This is a genomic window from Deltaproteobacteria bacterium, from assembly GCA_016218975.1.
Classification (GTDB): Bacteria; Desulfobacterota; Deferrimicrobia; order Deferrimicrobiales; family Deferrimicrobiaceae; genus JAENIX01.
The window spans coordinates 42,497-57,984 of sequence record JACRCO010000088.1; the positions used below are offsets into that span (position 1 = coordinate 42,497).

Here is a 15,488-nt window from a genome sequence, read left to right on the forward strand (position 1 = left end):
GTTACTCCTCCCGCGCAGCGGTCATCGCGCCGCCGCCATGGACCGCAGCCGTTCCACACGCTTTTCCACCGGCGGATGCGTGCTGAAAAGGGAAAGCAGACCGCCGCCCGTCAAGGGGCTGACGATGAACATGTGGGCGGTCGCCGGCGTCGCTTCCATCGGGACCTGCCGGTTGACGCCCGATATCTTTTCCAGCGCGAGCGCCAGCGACAGAGGTTTCCCGCAGATCTTCGCGCCGGTCTCGTCCGCCAGGAACTCCCGCGAACGGGAGACGGCCATCTGGATGAGCATCGCTCCGAGCGGCGCCACGATCGCCATGAACAGCATCCCCAGCACTCCTCCGCGGTCGTCGTCCCGGTCGCGGCCGGCTCCGCCGAAGATCGCGGCGAACTGCGCGAACCGTGCGAGCATCATCACGGCGCCGGCCAGAGTCGCCGCGATCGTTCCGACGAGGATGTCCCGGTTCCGGACGTGGGCAAGTTCGTGCGCCAGCACGCCTTCCAGTTCGTCGGGCGAAAGCATCCTGAGGATGCCTTCCGTGACAGCCACCGCCGCGTGCTGCGGGTCCCGGCCGGTTGCGAACGCGTTGGGTGAATCCGTAGGAATTATGTAAACCTTGGGCATGGGCAGGCCGGCGGCGAGGCTCAAGCGCCGGACGATCCCGTGCAGGTACCCGGCTTCCGCCTCGGAAACCTCCCGCGCCCGGTACATGCGCAGTACGATCCTGTCGGAGAACCAATACGCTCCGAAATTCATCAGCACGGCCAGCACGAAGGCCATAACCATGCCGCTCTGCCCTCCCATGGCATCGCCGATGAGAAGGAACAGTGCGGTCAATACCGCCAGCAGCAATCCTGTCTTCAGCGTGTTGCTCATCGTTTTCGTTTTCTCCTTCTTCACAACGTTAGATGCCGTCAACGCTCCGTAAATACCGACATCATTATAGTCCAATCAGTTCCAGCCGCTCCTCAAATCAGGATCCTCGAAGGCCTTGATCCGGTCCACCAGATCGAGCAATTCCGCCGTGTGTAATGCCGGCACCGCAACCTGCAATATAACGTACTGGTCTCCACGCGACGTCGTCCCGGGAGCGAGGATCCCCTTCCCCTTGAGCCGAAGTTTCCGGCCGCTACCGGACCCGGGAGGGATCGAGACCGTCACCGGACCGTCGATCGTCGGTATCTGGATCTTCGCTCCTTTCACCGCTTCCGAGTAGTGGATCGGGACGTCCAGGAGGACGTCGTTTCCTTCCCTCCGGAAATAGGGGTGAGGGATCATCCTGAGCGTGATCACGAGGTCGCCGTTCATGCCCGGCCCCGGCTTTTCCTCGCCTTTCCCCGCCGCGCGGATCTTCGAACCGTCCTGCGCTCCGGCCGGGATCTTTACCTTTATCCTTTCCTCCGCTTCCTTCGTTCCCGAGCCGTAGCAGCTTGCGCAGCCTCTCCGCCCGGACTGTCCCGACCCTCCGCACGCCGCGCATGGGCGTGCCCGCCCGTAACGGATTTCACGTACCGCTCCGTGAGCCATATCCAGGAATTCAACGGGCAATTCCAGATGTATGTCACGCCCCTGGACCCCCTCCGCGGAAAAACCGGCGCCGGCGCCGCGGAGGATGTCCCCGAGAATCTCGTCGAAATCGACCGTCTCGGCGTGATGGACCCGCCCTCCCGGCTTGAAGTCGAAGCCCCCTTGCCACCCGAACGGGCCGCCGCGCCCCCCGGAAAAAACGCTCTTCCGCAAGGCGTCGTACTCTCCCCGCTTCTTCCGGTCGCTTAAGACTTCGTTCGCCTCGTTTATCTCCTTGAACCTGGACTCCGCCGTCTTGTCCCCCGGGTTGACGTCCGGGTGATATTTCTTCGCCAGGCGCCGGAATGCCTTCTTGATATCCTCGTCCTTCGCGCTTTCCGGCAGTCCGAGGACCTCGTAATAGTTTTTCTTCGGATCCATCTTCCTACTTCACATCCACCTTGATCTGCTTGGGCTTGGCACGTTCCTTTTTGGGCAAGGTCACCTCGAGGACCCCGTCCTTGAATTTCGCGCTGATCCTGTCCTGCTCGACGGACGAGGGGAGTGAAAAGGAGCGATGGAACGTGCCGTAGGACCGCTCGATGCGGTGGTAGTTCTCCTCCTTGACCTCCTTCTCGAACTTGCGCTCGCCGTGCAGGGTCAGGATGCCGTCCTTGACCTCGACCGCGATCTGGTCCCTCTCCAAGCCGGGGATTTCCGCCTTCACCATGACGGCCTCTTCCGTCTCGAAGATGTCCACGGCGGGCGTCCACATCCCTTTCCCGAGCGCCTCTTCGCGCCCGCGGGTTCGGGAGAACGTATCCTCGAAGAGCTGGTTCATCTTGTCCTGGATGCCGGAGAGGTCCCTCAAGGGGTCCCACCAACGCACGATCGCCATGTCGTATCCTCCTTCCTCACGGCTGTTCGCCGGCCGAATCGATGATTATTACGGGCCTTACTTCTTGCCCGGGTCTTCGTACTCCGCTTCCACCACGTCGCCTTCGGGCCCCTTCTTCCCGCCTGCGTCCTCCGGCGGCGTCCCGCCTCCCGGAGGAGGAGCGGAGGATGCCGCCTGGTAGAGCTTTTCCGCCATGGCGTGGGCCTCTTTCATCAGTTTTTCCGAAGCGGCGTTCAGCGCCGCCGCATCCTCGGATTTGAGCGACTCCTTCGCCTCCGCCACTGCGGCCTCGACCTTCGAAACCACCTCGGCCGGCAATTTTTCCTTGTTCTCCCCGATCGTCTTCTCCGTGTTGTATATCAGGGAATCGAGATGGTTCCTGGCCTCGATCACAGCTTTCCGTTTCCTGTCTTCCTCGGAATGCGATTCGGCCTCCTTGACCATCTTGTCGATGTCCTCCTTGTTCAGACCGGTGGAAGCGGTGATCGTGATCTTCTGCTCCTTTCCCGTGGCGGTGTCCTTGGCGTTGACGTGCAGGATGCCGTTGGCGTCGATGTCGAAAGTCACCTCGATCTTCGGGATGCCGCGCGGCGCTGCCGGAATCCCCTCAAGGTGGAACCTGCCCAGGGTCCGATTGGCGGCGGCCATCTCCCGCTCGCCCTGAAGGACGTGGACTTCCACGCTCGTCTGCCCGTCAGCCGCTGTGGTGAAGAATTCGCTCTTGCGGACCGGGATCGTCGTGTTCCGGTCGATGAGCTTCGTCATGACGCCGCCCAGCGTTTCTATCCCCAGCGAAAGAGGGGTCACGTCAAGCAGCAGGATGTCCTTCACCTCGCCGCCGAGGACACCGGCCTGCACCGCTGCGCCCGCGGCGACGACTTCATCAGGGTTGACCCCCTGGTGCGGGTCCCTCCCGAAGAAACTCTTCACCATCTGCACGACCTTCGGTATCCGCGTGGAGCCTCCGACCAGCACGACCTCGTCGATCTTGTTCACGGCGATCCCCGCATCGCGTATCGCCATCTCGCAGGGCTTGAGCGCCCTGTCCAGGATGTCCTGAACCATCTGCTCGAACCGCGCGCGGGTGAGCTTGAGCTGCAGGTGTTTCGGCCCGGTGGCGTCTGCGGTGACGAACGGGAGGCTGATCTCGGTCTCCAGCACCGATGACAGCTCGATCTTCGCCTTCTCCGAGGCCTCCTTCAGGCGTTGCAACGCGGTGCGGTCCTTCGAAAGGTCGATCCCCTGGTCCCTCTTGAACTCCGAAACGATCCACTCGATGATCCGCTGGTCGATATTATCGCCGCCCAGGTGCGTGTCCCCGTTGGTGGCCTTCACCTCGACCACGTTGTCGCCGACCTCGAGGATGGAAATGTCGAATGTGCCGCCGCCGAAGTCGAACACCGCGATCAGCTCGTTCTTCTTCTTGTCGAGACCGTAGGCGAGAGCGGCCGCCGTCGGCTCGTTGATGATCCGAAGCACTTCCAGTCCCGCGATCGTCCCCGCGTCCTTGGTCGCCTGCCGCTGGGAATCGTTGAAGTAGGCGGGCACCGTGATGACGGCCTTCTTCACCTCCTCGCCGAGGTACGTCTCCGCCGCTTTCTTCAGCTTGCCGAGCACCATCGCGGAGATCTGCGGCGGGGTATACTCCTTCCCGTCGGCGGACACGCGCGCATCCTGGCTGGAGCCGCGAATCACCTTGTAGGGAACGAGCTTCATCTCCTCGTTTACCTCCTCGTACCTGCGGCCCATGAACCGCTTGATGGAAAAGACGGTGTTTTCGGCATTCAGGACCGCCTGGCGTTTCGCCACCTGGCCGACGAGGATCTCGCCCCCTTTTCCGAAGGCCACCACCGACGGCGTGAGGCGGCTTCCTTCCTCGTTGATGATGACCTTGGGCTCCCCGCCTTCCATGACGGCCACGACCGAATTCGTCGTCCCGAGGTCGATCCCGATGATTTTCGCCATTGTCCTTCGCTCCTTCCCGAAAATGATTATTTGTGTTTCAGGCTTCTCTAAGCACTTTCGCGATGAACCGCAACAGAACCTGTCCGTCGCACGGTTTTGTGACGTAGCTCGTGACGCCCGCCCCGACCGCCCACATCCTGCGGGACCGGCTGTCCTCCGCGCCGAGCAGAAGCACCGGTATGCGCGACGCGATCCGCCCGATCTCGATCATCGCCTCCAGGCCACCCAGCGACGGGGTGTCGAGATCGACCACCAGCAGGTCGGTTCCACCACGGATGGCGCTCCTGAGTCCCGCGGACCCGTCGGTGAACAACTCCGTCATCGCTCCCGCTTCGGACAACGCGCCGAGCAGCGATCTCATGGTGCCGAAATCGTCCGCGCCCGTGTCCGTTATGAGCACCACCCTGTGCGTCCCCATCTTTCGCCTCCGCCCTGAGCACACTCCAACATCCGTGCCACCCCCATACCCGGGCTAACGAATCTATAACCGGCTGATTTGTTTTGGATATTTTCTGTCCGGTAATTCCGGGATCACAAATCGGCACACCGCAACCGCGCCATAATGGCACGGCGACAAAGTCATCCGTGCCATACGGGCACGGATCCGACCTATTGAAAACCTCACGGAAGCGCATAAACCCAAGCTGGGTGGTGGGGGCGAGCCGCCGAGGCGGGGTGCCCCGCGAGGCGTGCCGAGCCCGGAAGGACCCCTGCGGCTTACGCGATTCCATGAGGTTTTCAATCACTGGATATGTGCTACGATTAGTTCTTCGATGAGACACGTTTCCCCGAACCGATGAGATTACTCCACTTCTACAGAACGCCTGCGCTCTCACGGACGAAGAAGGAGCATCTCCTTTCCGTCGCGAGGAAGAAGGTCTTTCCGGGGATCCGCGATTTAGACACGGAGTTCTGCTTCAACGTCGAGACGACCGCGCCGCTTTCCCGAAAGGAACTCGACACCCTGTCATGGTTGCTGGCGGAGACGTTCGAACCGGAAAACTTCTCCTCGTCAGGCTCCATGGCCCGCGACGGCGTCCTGGAAGTCGGGCCGCGAATGAACTTCACGACGGCATGGTCGACGAACGCCGTCTCCATATGCCACGCCTGCGGCCTGAAAAAAATCGTCAGGATCGAGAGGTCCAGAAGGTATCGGCTCGAGGCTGAAGGTAAGCCGGGCAAGGGTCACGCAGGGAAATTCCTGCCCGAAGTTCACGACCGGATGACGGAATGCCCGTACCCGAAGACATTGACATCGTTCAAAACCGGGATACGCCCCGAACCCGTGTTCACGGTTCCCCTGATGGAAGAAGGGATCCCTGCGCTCGCGAAGATCAACGTTTCCCTCGGACTCGGGCTCGACGACTGGGACCTCGAGTACTACCACGATCTTTTCGTCAACGACCTTAAGAGGAACCCGACCAGCGTCGAATGCTTCGATCTGAGCCAGTCGAACAGCGAACATTCCCGGCACTGGTTCTTCAAGGGAAAACTGATCGTTGACGGGGAAGAGATCCCGGACACCCTCATGAGGATCGTCAAGGCCCCGCTGCAGGCGAATCCTTCAAACAGCATGATCGCTTTCCGGGACAACTCGAGCGCAATCCGGGGATACCGCATCAGGACGATCATCCCCGAAAACCCGGGCCGCTTCTCGCGGCTGAAAGAGACGGCAGTCAGATACCACCTGATCTTCACGGCGGAGACGCACAACTTCCCGAGCGGCGTAGCTCCCTTCCCCGGCGCGGAAACCGGCACCGGAGGCAGGATCCGCGACGTGCAGGCGACGGGAAGAGGCGGGCTCGTCGTGGCGGGGACCGCCGCCTACTGCGTCGGGAACCTTAGGATCCCGGGCTACCCGCTTCCCTGGGAAGACGCCTCCTTCGAATACCCCGGCAACCTCGCATCTCCCCTCCGGATCGGGATCCAGGCCAGCAACGGGGCCTCCGATTACGGGAACAAGTTCGGCGAACCGGTCATACAGGGATTCACTCGTTCCTTCGGGCTGCGATTGCCGGGCGGGGAACGGAGGGAATGGATCAAGCCGATCATGTTCACCGGCGGTGTCGGCCAGATGGACGCCCGTCACGTGGAGAAGGAGCCGCCGGACCAGGGAATGCTCGTGACGAAGATCGGCGGACCTGCCTACCGCATCGGCATGGGGGGCGGCGCCGCGTCGAGCATGATCCAGGGGGAAAATATCGCGGAGCTGGATTTCAACGCCGTCCAGCGCGGCGACGCCGAGATGGAGCAGAAGGTCAACCGCGTGATCCGCGCCTGCGTCGAAATGGGCGATGCAAACCCGATCGTGAGCATCCACGACCAGGGGGCCGGCGGGAACTGCAACGTCGTGAAGGAGATCATCTATCCTGCAGGGGCGAAGATCGAGGTCCGGGAAATACAGAGCGGTGACTCGACGCTCTCCGTGCTCGAGCTATGGGGCGCGGAGTACCAGGAGCAGAACGCGCTTCTCATCCGGCCGGAGCGGGCCCCCCTTTTCGAAGCGATGTGCGGAAGGGAAAAAGTTCCCTGCGCCTTCATCGGCGAAATCACCGGGGACGGTCGCATCGTTCTGCACGACGAAACCGACGGAAGCGCCCCGGTCGACCTCGACCTCGACAAAATCCTGGGCGACATGCCGCAGAAGACTTTCCGTCTCGACAGGGTGAAACCGGACCTTGCGCCTCTCGATCTTCCTAAGGGTCTTCGCGTGAAGGATGCTTTGGACCGGGTCTTGAAGCTCGTCTCCGTCGGATCGAAAAGGTTCCTCACGAACAAGGTGGACAGGAGCGTCACCGGCCTTATCGCCCGGCAGCAATGCGCGGGCCCCTTGCAGCTCACCGTATCCGACGTCGCGGTGATCGCCCAGGGCCATTTCGGGCTCACCGGCGCTGCGATCTCCATCGGGGAGCAGCCGGTCAAAACGCTGATCGATCCTGCGGCGATGGCAAGGCTATCCGTGGGGGAGGCGCTGACCAACATCGTCTGGGCGAAAATCGGCGCGGTGGAAAACATCAAGTGCTCCGGCAACTGGATGTGGGCAGCCAAGCTTCCCGGCGAAGGAGCGAGGTTATACGACGCGGCCGCCGCCGTGCGGGACATCATGATCGAGCTGGGGATCGCCATCGACGGCGGCAAGGACAGCCTTTCGATGGCGGCGAAAGTCGTGTCCGGGCAAAAAAGCGAGACCGTCAAATCGCCCGGAACGCTCGTAATCTCCGCCTATGCTCCATGCCCCGACATAACGAAAGTGGTAACCCCCGACATCAAGATGCCGGGGAAAAGCAGGCTGCTATTCATCGACCTCGGAAACGGACGGAACCGGCTCGGCGGATCCGCCCTCGCGCAGGTCTACCGGCAGGTCGGCGACGTATCCCCGGACGTGGACGACCCGAAACTTCTGAAACGCGCTTTCATCGCAGTCCAGGACCTTATCTCTAAAGACCTCTTGCTCGCCGGTCACGACAGGAGCGACGGCGGGCTCGCCACGACGCTCCTTGAGATGGCTTTCTCCGGCAATTGCGGGCTTGATCTGGATATCGACGGCGATCCGGCGATCCCGTTCCTCTTTTCCGAGGAGCTCGGGCTGGTCATCGAATACCTTCCGCAGAACGAGAAGAATATCGTTACACACCTCGGGAGGGCGAAGGTCCCGTATCGTGTCCTCGGCGCAACGACCGCGGGGAAACGGATACGGATCAGGTCCGGCCGCCGGCCCGTTCTCGACGAGGACATGAGGGTATTGAGAGAAACATGGGAGGAAACGAGCCACAGGCTGGAGCTCCTCCAGGCCGAACCCAAATGCGTCGTCCAGGAAAAGAAGAACATCTTCGACAGGCCGGGGCCCTCCTTCAACCTTGCATTCAGCCCGTCTCCCTCCGCGGCGGCCGTCATGAAGAAAAGGAAGAAGCCCGCCGTTGCGATCATCCGGGAGGAAGGAAGCAACAGCGACCGGGAGATGACGTCGGCGTTCCACCAGGCGGGGTTCGATGCGTGGGACGCGACCATGACCGACTTCCTGGACGGAAAGGTCGATCTCGGGAGCTTCCGCGGCGTGGCCTTCGTCGGCGGATTCAGCTACGCGGACGTGATGGACTCCGCGAAGGGCTGGGCCGGCGTCATACGGTTCAACAAGCGAATCTTCGATCAATTCCAAAAATTCTACGAAAGGCCGGACACATTCAGCCTGGGAGTCTGCAACGGCTGCCAGTTGATGGCGCTGCTCGGCTGGGTTCCATGGCAGGGGACCGAAGGGAAATTGCAGCCGAGGTTCATCCACAATCTCTCGGGCAGGTTCGAATCGAGGTTTTCCACCGTCAGGATATTCCCAAGCCCGGCAATCATGCTGAAAGGCATGGCAGGCTCCACGCTGGGCATCTGGGTCGCCCACGGAGAAGGAAGGGCATATTTCCCCGGAAAGGAAATTCTAAGGAAGGTGGAGTCCCTTTCGCTTGCCCCGGTCCGATACGTAGACGACAAGGGCAACCCGACGATGCAGTACCCGTTCAATCCGAACGGGTCCGCCGGCGCCATAGCGGCGGTCTGCTCACCGGACGGCCGTCACCTCGCGATAATGCCTCACCCGGAACGGACGTTCCTCAAATGGCAATGGGGCTGGATGCCCGAGGATTGGAAGAAAAACCTGAAGGCATCCCCTTGGCTCAAGCTCTTCCAGAACGCCCGTGAATGGTGCGAAAAACGCACGTCCCCCGTCAGGAGATCCCGTACTCCTTGATCTTGCGGTGAAGGGTGCGAAGGCCGATTCCCAGGACCTTCGCCGCCTTCGTCTTGTTCCCTCCCGTTTCCTTCAGGGCGGCGCCGATGGCGTCCCGCTCGATCTCTTCCAGGGTGCGCGGGCCCGGCAGCGGGATCGGCCCCGCCGGCGATGGGGGAATGGCGCCGCCGGCGATTTCCGGCGGGAGGTCTTCCGGTCCGATCGATTCCCCTTTCGCCACGAGGCTCGCCACCTCGAGCCCGTTCCGCAGTTCCCTGACGTTCCCCGGCCAGCGGTATCCCAGCATCGCCTTCAGAGCTTCCGGCGATATCGTCTTCGGAGCGGTCTTGTTCTCCCGTGCGACGCCCTGCAGAATCTGCTCGGCCAGCTTCGGAATGTCTTCCCTGCGGTCCCGCAACGGCGGAACGACGATATTGAACACGTTGAGGCGGTAGAAAAGGTCCTCGCGGAACTCTTTTTGCGCCACCTTCCCCTTAAGATCGCTGTTCGTCGCGGCGAGTATCCGCACATCGACCTTGATCTCGGGCCCGCCGCCGATCCGGGAAATCTCCTTCTGCTCGATGGCCCGCAGCAATTTGGCCTGCAGCGACAGCGCCATGTCCCCGACTTCGTCGAGGAAGAGGGTCCCCCCCTCCGCCGCTTCCATCTTCCCTTGCCGGGCGGCCACGGCTCCGGTGAAAGCCCCCTTCTCGTGGCCGAACAGCTCGGATTCGAGCAGGTTCTCCGGTATTGCGGCGCAGTTCAGCGGCAGGAACGGCTTCCCCCTCCTCGGGCTCATGGCGTGAATGGCGCGGGCCACGAGCTCCTTCCCCGTCCCGCTCTCTCCCTGGATCAGGACGTTCATCCGCGTGGGAGCGACCAACCGGATCCTTCGGAGGACTTCCTCCATTTCCCGCGAAAACGCGACGATCCCCTCCGGACCGTAGCGCTGTCCCATCTCCTCCCTGAGCTGTTCCAGCTCGCGGTTCCTCTCCCTGTCCTTCGCCGCCTTGAAGACCGCCGCGCGGAGCTGGGGGATCCCGACCGGCTTCTCGAGGAAGTCGGACGCCCCCGCCCGCATCGCTTCCACGGCGTTGTAGACCGTTCCGAACGCGGTGAGCACCACGACGGACACGCCCGGATGCTCCGCGGCGACCCGCTCGACGACCTGCATGCCGCTGATGCCCGGCATCTTGAGGTCGGTGACCACGACATCAGCGCCCTCCGATGAAAGATGGGCAAGCCCCGCCGCCGGATCTGCGAACGGGCGAACGTCGTAGCCGTCCCTCCGAAGCGCAGCCGCGACGCTGCCGAGACTGTCGGGATCGTCGTCGATGACGATCACTCTGGGTCTGCCCTTCATCTCACTTTATCCGGGAGCAGGCTCTTGCCGGCCCCGCCCGAAAATTTGGCCTTTTGTTGCGCCTCCGAGGGCAGCGTGACGGTGACAGTCGTCCCACGTCCCTCCCGGCTGCGGATCGATATTTTCCCGCCGTGGTCCCTCACGATCTGCCGCACGATCGGAAGCCCCAACCCGCTTCCGTTTTTCCGGGTCGTGAAGAATAGACGGAAGACCTGGCTCCTGTCGCCGGCAGGGATGCCGCGGCCGTTGTCCTGCACGCGCACGAACGGCCTGCCGCCCGCATATCCCGTCGATACGACGATCTTCTTCCGTTCCTTGTCCATGGCCTCATCGGCGTTCAGCAGGAGGTTCAGCAGCGCCTGGCGCAACTGCTTCTCGTCGGCAAAGAGATGAACGGGCTCCGGATGCAACTTCGCGACGAGCTCGACGCCGCGGCGGGAGAAGTCCACCTCGATGAAACGGATGGTTTCCGAAACGATCCGGTTCATGTCCGACACTACCAGCTCCATCGACGGCGGCCGGGCGTACCGGAGAAAATCGGCAAGAAGGTCGGAAAGCCGCTGGGTCACTTTAAGGTTTGACCGCGCCAGGGAGAGAAGCTCGCCATGCCGCGCGGGCTCAGGCATCCCTTCGAGCATTTCGACTATGAGCTGGCTGTTGATGTGGAGCGAGTTCAGCGGATTGCGGATTTCGTGGGCGAGGCCGGACGCGACCGCCCCGAGGTCTGCGAGCTGCTTCTTCGTTCCCATGGTAGGCACGAGGAAATTGTACAACAGAAATGTAATCAGCTACGCCGTGAAGCGGGCCGCCGGAAAGTGAATAGGCTTTACGTTAAAAGTATTCGACGGTCAACAGCGGAGCGGTTGACGACTCCGAGTCGGAGATGGTCACCAGCCCGGCCGCGCCCGGAACCAGGTCCAGCAGGAACCGCAGCTGGAAGTTCCGCAATCCCAGACGTTGCGCTTCCCGCATCAACGAGGTGACGTCGATCCTCACGAGATTTCCCGCGTCGGTGGCAAGGAAATCCAGCGAACGGAATGCCAGCGGTGTGGGATTGGTGAAGTCCCCGGCGACCGGGCCCGTAACGGGATCGTATGTGATCAGGTCCAGAAGCGTCGGAACGGTCGTGGCGAAATCCACCCTGCCGACGAACACTTCGATGTCGGCGGATACGATGGTCGCGCCGGCGGGAACGGCGTCCCCGCTGTTCGAACCGTCCAGCGGAAAATCGAGGAATGCGCGGAATTCCACGGAATTCGATCCCGGAGCGGCATCGTTGATGCCGAAAATCACGTTCCCCGTGGACGATGCGTGAGAAACCGTGAACGTGCTTGTCACCGGGTCGAAGGAAACGTCCCCGTCGGCCCTTATGTCGCTGAAAGTCTGCGCGATAAACGTCCCCGTCGAAAAGACCAGGTTTCCCCCGCAGCTCGAGAGGACCGACGCCAGAACGATCGCCATTCCCGCGAACAGAATCTTTCTCATCGGCGCCCTCCGTACGACGTAAGAAGCTTTCTTTTTCGACGTCGTTTCCCGCAAGATATTCAACCCGGCATAACCGGCACAGGTTTCCCGGAATTTTCCGCCCTTTTGGAAACAAGCGCTTGCCTCCCGCCGCTGCTATAATTAATCCGTTCGGCGCAAACCGGCGGCGCATTGCCGGGATACCAGGTCAGAAAGCGGAGAAGCGAGAGTCGTTGGCGAACCATCGCTCGTCCGGGAAATCCGAAGGATCCCCCTGGAAAAAACTGATACTGCTCGGCGTGGTCCTGTGCCTGTGCTTCATGCTCGGGGCCGGGGCGGCGCTTGGGCTACTTGCATTTTTCGGGGACTTTCCGTCGATCGAATCGGCGCAGGCCTATCGACCGAGCGTCTCCACCAAGATCTACGACAGGAACAACCGGCTCGTCGGGGAGATATATCTCGAAAAGCGAACGGTCGTCCCCTATCAGGCCATCCCCAGGCACGTAGTGAACGCATTCCTGGCGGCCGAGGACTCCAATTTCTTCAAGCACCGCGGGGTGGATTACGTCGCCATCGGGCGGGCCATCGTGAAGGACGTGCTGTCGGGCGGCTTTGCGCAGGGTGCGAGCACCATAACGCAGCAGACGGTCAAGACGCTCTTCCTCACTCCGGAGAAAAGCATCCGGCGGAAGTTGAAGGAGATCATCCTCGCATACCGCATCGAAAAGAAGCTGACCAAGGAGGAGATCCTCTACCTTTACCTGAACCAGATATACCTTGGAGACGGCGCGTACGGAGTCGAAGCCGCTTCCCAGGCCTACTTCGGAAAGGGAGTCGGCGCGCTGAACGTGGCCGAGGGGGCGCTCCTGGCCGGCCTGGCCCAGGCGCCGACACGGTACTCCCCCCGGAACCGCCTCGACCAGGCGAAGGCAAGGCAGCGGTACGTGCTTCGCAGGATGGCCGCCGTCGGGTTCCTCGACGCAACAGAAGCGGAAAGAGCGTACCAGGCCAGGCTCACGCTGGCCCCTCCGTCGAATTTCCGGTCCCGGGCCGCCTATTTCCTGGAATACGTCCGGGCATACATACAGGAAAAGTACGGCAGCGACGCTCTCTACCGGAGCGAATTGCGGATCTACACGACTATCGACGGACGCCTCCAGGAATCGGCGTACGACACGCTGGTGCAGGGCATCCGGCAGACAGAGGAGAGGAACAAGTACAAGGGGCTCCAGGGGGCGCTCCTCGCCCTCGATCCGCACACCGGCGGGGTCCTTGCGATGATCGGCGGTGTGGACTTCGCGGAATCGCAGTTCAACCGCGCGATCCAGGCGAGGAGGCAGCCGGGATCGGCGTTCAAGCCCATCATCTACGCCGCCGCGCTGAACAAGGGAAAAACGGTCGTCTCCACGCTGGACGATTCCCCGATCGAGTTCGAGAGGAACGAAAACGAGATGTGGAAGCCCAAGAACTACGATGGAACGTTCCTGGGCCCCATCCCGATGCTGGAAGCGCTGGCCAAGTCCCGCAACCTTGCCACCGTGCGACTGCTGAACGAGATCGGCGTGGATTCGGCGATCCAGATGGCGAGGACGCTGGGGATCGAGTCGCCGATGGAACGGAACCTGTCCATCGCCCTCGGCTCCTCCGGTGTGACCCCGCTGGAGATGTGCGCGGCCTACGCGGTCTTCGCGAACGGCGGGGAGCGCCCGTCACCCTACTTCATCCGGGAGATCCGGGACGCATCCGGTGCGGTTCTGGAGAGCGCGGAGCCGCGCCTGACGCGCTCGATCCCGCCGGATACCGCCTACCTTACGGTTCGCCTTATGCAGGAAGTCATCCGCAGCGGAACCGGAACGGGTGCGCGCGGCCTGGGGACCGCGATCGCGGGGAAGACGGGCACGACGAACGAGAACACGGATGCATGGTTCATAGGATTTTCGCCGGACGTCCTGGCCTGCGTGTGGCTCGGCTTCGATACTCCGAAACCGTTGGGAAGCCGCCAGACGGCTTCCGCGGTGGCGCTGCCGATCTGGACGCAGTTCATGGCGAAAGCGCTGCAGCAGGTTCCCCTGCGCGATTTCCCCGTCCCGCCGGAGATCACCTTCGCCCGCATCGACCCCGTCACGGGCAAGGCGCTGCCGCCGGGTTCAAGCGACGGAATCTCCCTGCCCTTCAAGCTTGGAACCGTCCCGGAAGCCGGCCCCGCCGGAAAGCAGCGCACCCCCCGCCGCCAGGCCCCCGACGACCTGCTTTAACCCGCGTTTCTCACCATGATTCATAGCGAGGCGGCTTCAGGTCACATCTTCGATCCAGAGGAGATGCCGCTCCGCAGGCGTCCCCGCCAAGGCATTGTAAAACTTTCGGTCGGCGGTGATCATTCGGGATTTTCCGGTCATCGCCAACGCAAGGTACAGGCTGTCGTAAAACGTTTGGCGGTGTTTCAGGGCAATTTCCCATGCAAGCTTCAGAAACGCCCCGTGCGGATGCACCACCAGCGGCGACCTCTTGAAGCTGTCCAGGATTTCCCCCCCGGTTGCCCCATCGAACTCGCCCGCCCGACACTTCTTCCAGAGAATGTTTCCGAACTCCGCCTGGATCAACTCTGGAGCCTGCAAGTCGATCTTCCTCCGAAGCAGGCGCAACGCGTGCTCGGAGTGGATCTCGGGCACGAACCATTTCACAGCGACACTGGCATCGACCACATAAGCGGTCTTCACCGGCCGCGATCCTCACGGACGAGGCGGGAGCTGTCGCTGAATTTACCGCCGGCAAGGCGACGTTGCCAGCCTTCCGCTGCGGCAATCATTTCCTCGGGCGTCATGCGTGCGGATTCGATCAGAATAGCTTTCACCTCGCCCTGCAACGACCGGTGGTGCCGCTTCGCCTGGCGTTTCAGTCGTTCCACCAATACATCGTCCAAGTCACGTACCAGGATCTGTGCCATCGTAAGCCTCCGGGCCACTAAGATAGCATTATGATAGCACATGATCGGGGCGTTTTCGCGAACAACCTGTTGATCCCGCAACTGTGGCCCAGAAGTTGTTGTCGAACGAATATCGGTGCTCCCCGTTGGCGACTCCGGAATACGCTACCCGCGTCGTCAGGAACCCGTCTTAAGAGAACGCGATCGCCTGCGTCGTGTTGTCAGGGATTGGAGCGACCGCGCGTGTCAACGTCCAGACCCTGTCCGTGTTGTCGAAGTAGGTCAGATCGACGGACGCCTCCTGGTAAATTGCCCCTGCGAATCTTCCCCCGTTGTCGTTCGTCTCGTCGATCGCACGGGCTGACCCCATTGGCGTCCATCGCACACCTTCATTTCGTGCGAGCGATAACAGCCGCAGTCGCGACAATGTCATCGAAGCTTGATTTTTCTATCCACACTTTCGACTTGCCGGCAGCGGCAAGATAATTTCTTAACGCGTTGAAAAGTTGCTCTCTGGGGGAAGACAGAAAGTCGTCCCATTCCCATTCGCTGGATTTTCCCTCGACGAAACGCTCCAGAACATCTGCGACGTCGCTGGCATTTGGATTTCGTCGTTTTCGAGATATAACACGCATAATGATGAAGAAAATAATTA

At 61.7% G+C, this 15,488-nt stretch carries 14 protein-coding genes; 2 read left to right on the top strand and 12 right to left on the bottom strand.

The features are described 5' to 3' along the window. Positions 1–21: 21 nt before the first annotated feature. The 5 genes from htpX to HY896_13010 all read right to left on the bottom strand — a co-directional run bounded on the left by htpX (position 22) and on the right by HY896_13010 (position 4,787). A complete protein-coding gene (gene htpX / locus HY896_12990; GenBank protein ID MBI5577260.1) occupies positions 22–876 on the bottom strand; it encodes a zinc metalloprotease HtpX in 855 nt (284 codons plus the stop codon). Between the two features lie 75 nt (positions 877–951). Beyond that, entirely contained in the window at positions 952–1,947 is a 996-nt protein-coding gene (locus HY896_12995; GenBank protein MBI5577261.1) for a J domain-containing protein, read from the bottom strand. Positions 1,948–1,951: 4 nt separating this feature from the next. After that, positions 1,952–2,404 carry an Hsp20/alpha crystallin family protein gene (locus tag HY896_13000; protein MBI5577262.1) on the bottom strand — a complete coding sequence of 151 codons (453 nt, stop codon included), beginning with the start codon at positions 2,402–2,404 and terminating at the stop codon, positions 1,952–1,954. A gap of 57 nt (positions 2,405–2,461) precedes the next feature. Continuing rightward, positions 2,462–4,369 carry a molecular chaperone DnaK gene (dnaK, locus tag HY896_13005; GenBank protein ID MBI5577263.1) on the bottom strand — a complete coding sequence of 636 codons (1,908 nt, stop codon included), beginning with the start codon at positions 4,367–4,369 and terminating at the stop codon, positions 2,462–2,464. A 37-nt stretch (positions 4,370–4,406) separates the two neighbouring features. Then, positions 4,407–4,787 (bottom strand): response regulator, encoded by a 381-nt coding sequence (locus tag HY896_13010; protein MBI5577264.1) that lies wholly within the window; start codon positions 4,785–4,787, stop codon positions 4,407–4,409. Between the two features lie 378 nt (positions 4,788–5,165). On the opposite strand from HY896_13010, the gene purL reads away from it, so the two are divergent. Continuing rightward, positions 5,166–9,104 (top strand): phosphoribosylformylglycinamidine synthase, encoded by a 3,939-nt coding sequence (gene purL, locus HY896_13015; GenBank protein ID MBI5577265.1) that lies wholly within the window; start codon positions 5,166–5,168, stop codon positions 9,102–9,104. Here purL and HY896_13020 read toward each other — a convergent pair. The 3 genes from HY896_13020 to HY896_13030 all read right to left on the bottom strand — a co-directional run bounded on the left by HY896_13020 (position 9,082) and on the right by HY896_13030 (position 11,931). Further along, positions 9,082–10,446, bottom strand: coding sequence for a sigma-54-dependent Fis family transcriptional regulator (locus HY896_13020; GenBank protein ID MBI5577266.1), 1,365 nt, complete (start codon positions 10,444–10,446; stop codon positions 9,082–9,084). The two genes, purL and HY896_13020, sit on opposite strands and share 23 nt — an antisense overlap. Next, on the bottom strand, positions 10,443–11,195 hold the full coding sequence (locus HY896_13025; GenBank protein MBI5577267.1) for a HAMP domain-containing histidine kinase: 753 nt from the start codon (positions 11,193–11,195) through the stop codon (positions 10,443–10,445). Before HY896_13025 ends, HY896_13020 begins: the two co-directional genes overlap by 4 nt. 82 nt (positions 11,196–11,277) lie before the next feature. After that, the gene (locus HY896_13030) at positions 11,278–11,931 is read right to left on the bottom strand and encodes a hypothetical protein (GenBank protein ID MBI5577268.1); all 654 of its coding nucleotides are present in this window, start codon (positions 11,929–11,931) and stop codon (positions 11,278–11,280) included. A gap of 212 nt (positions 11,932–12,143) precedes the next feature. On the opposite strand from HY896_13030, the gene HY896_13035 reads away from it, so the two are divergent. Next, complete coding sequence (locus HY896_13035) at positions 12,144–14,165, top strand: PBP1A family penicillin-binding protein (GenBank protein MBI5577269.1); 2,022 nt, start codon at positions 12,144–12,146, stop codon at positions 14,163–14,165. 36 nt (positions 14,166–14,201) lie between these two features. Here the strand turns inward: HY896_13035 and HY896_13040 are convergent, their stop codons facing one another. The 4 genes from HY896_13040 to HY896_13055 form a co-directional block, all read right to left on the bottom strand. After that, positions 14,202–14,627: a type II toxin-antitoxin system VapC family toxin gene (locus HY896_13040; GenBank protein ID MBI5577270.1), complete on the bottom strand. Its 426-nt coding sequence runs from the start codon at positions 14,625–14,627 to the stop codon at positions 14,202–14,204. Continuing rightward, positions 14,624–14,854: a hypothetical protein gene (locus HY896_13045; protein ID MBI5577271.1), complete on the bottom strand. Its 231-nt coding sequence runs from the start codon at positions 14,852–14,854 to the stop codon at positions 14,624–14,626. The genes HY896_13040 and HY896_13045 overlap by 4 nt, the downstream gene beginning before the upstream one ends. Before the next feature lie 169 nt (positions 14,855–15,023). After that, positions 15,024–15,203, bottom strand: a complete 180-nt coding sequence (locus HY896_13050) for a hypothetical protein (GenBank protein ID MBI5577272.1) — start codon at positions 15,201–15,203, stop codon at positions 15,024–15,026. Positions 15,204–15,222: 19 nt separating this feature from the next. Then, on the bottom strand, positions 15,223–15,488 hold a 266-nt coding region (locus HY896_13055), incomplete at its 5' end, for a hypothetical protein (GenBank protein ID MBI5577273.1).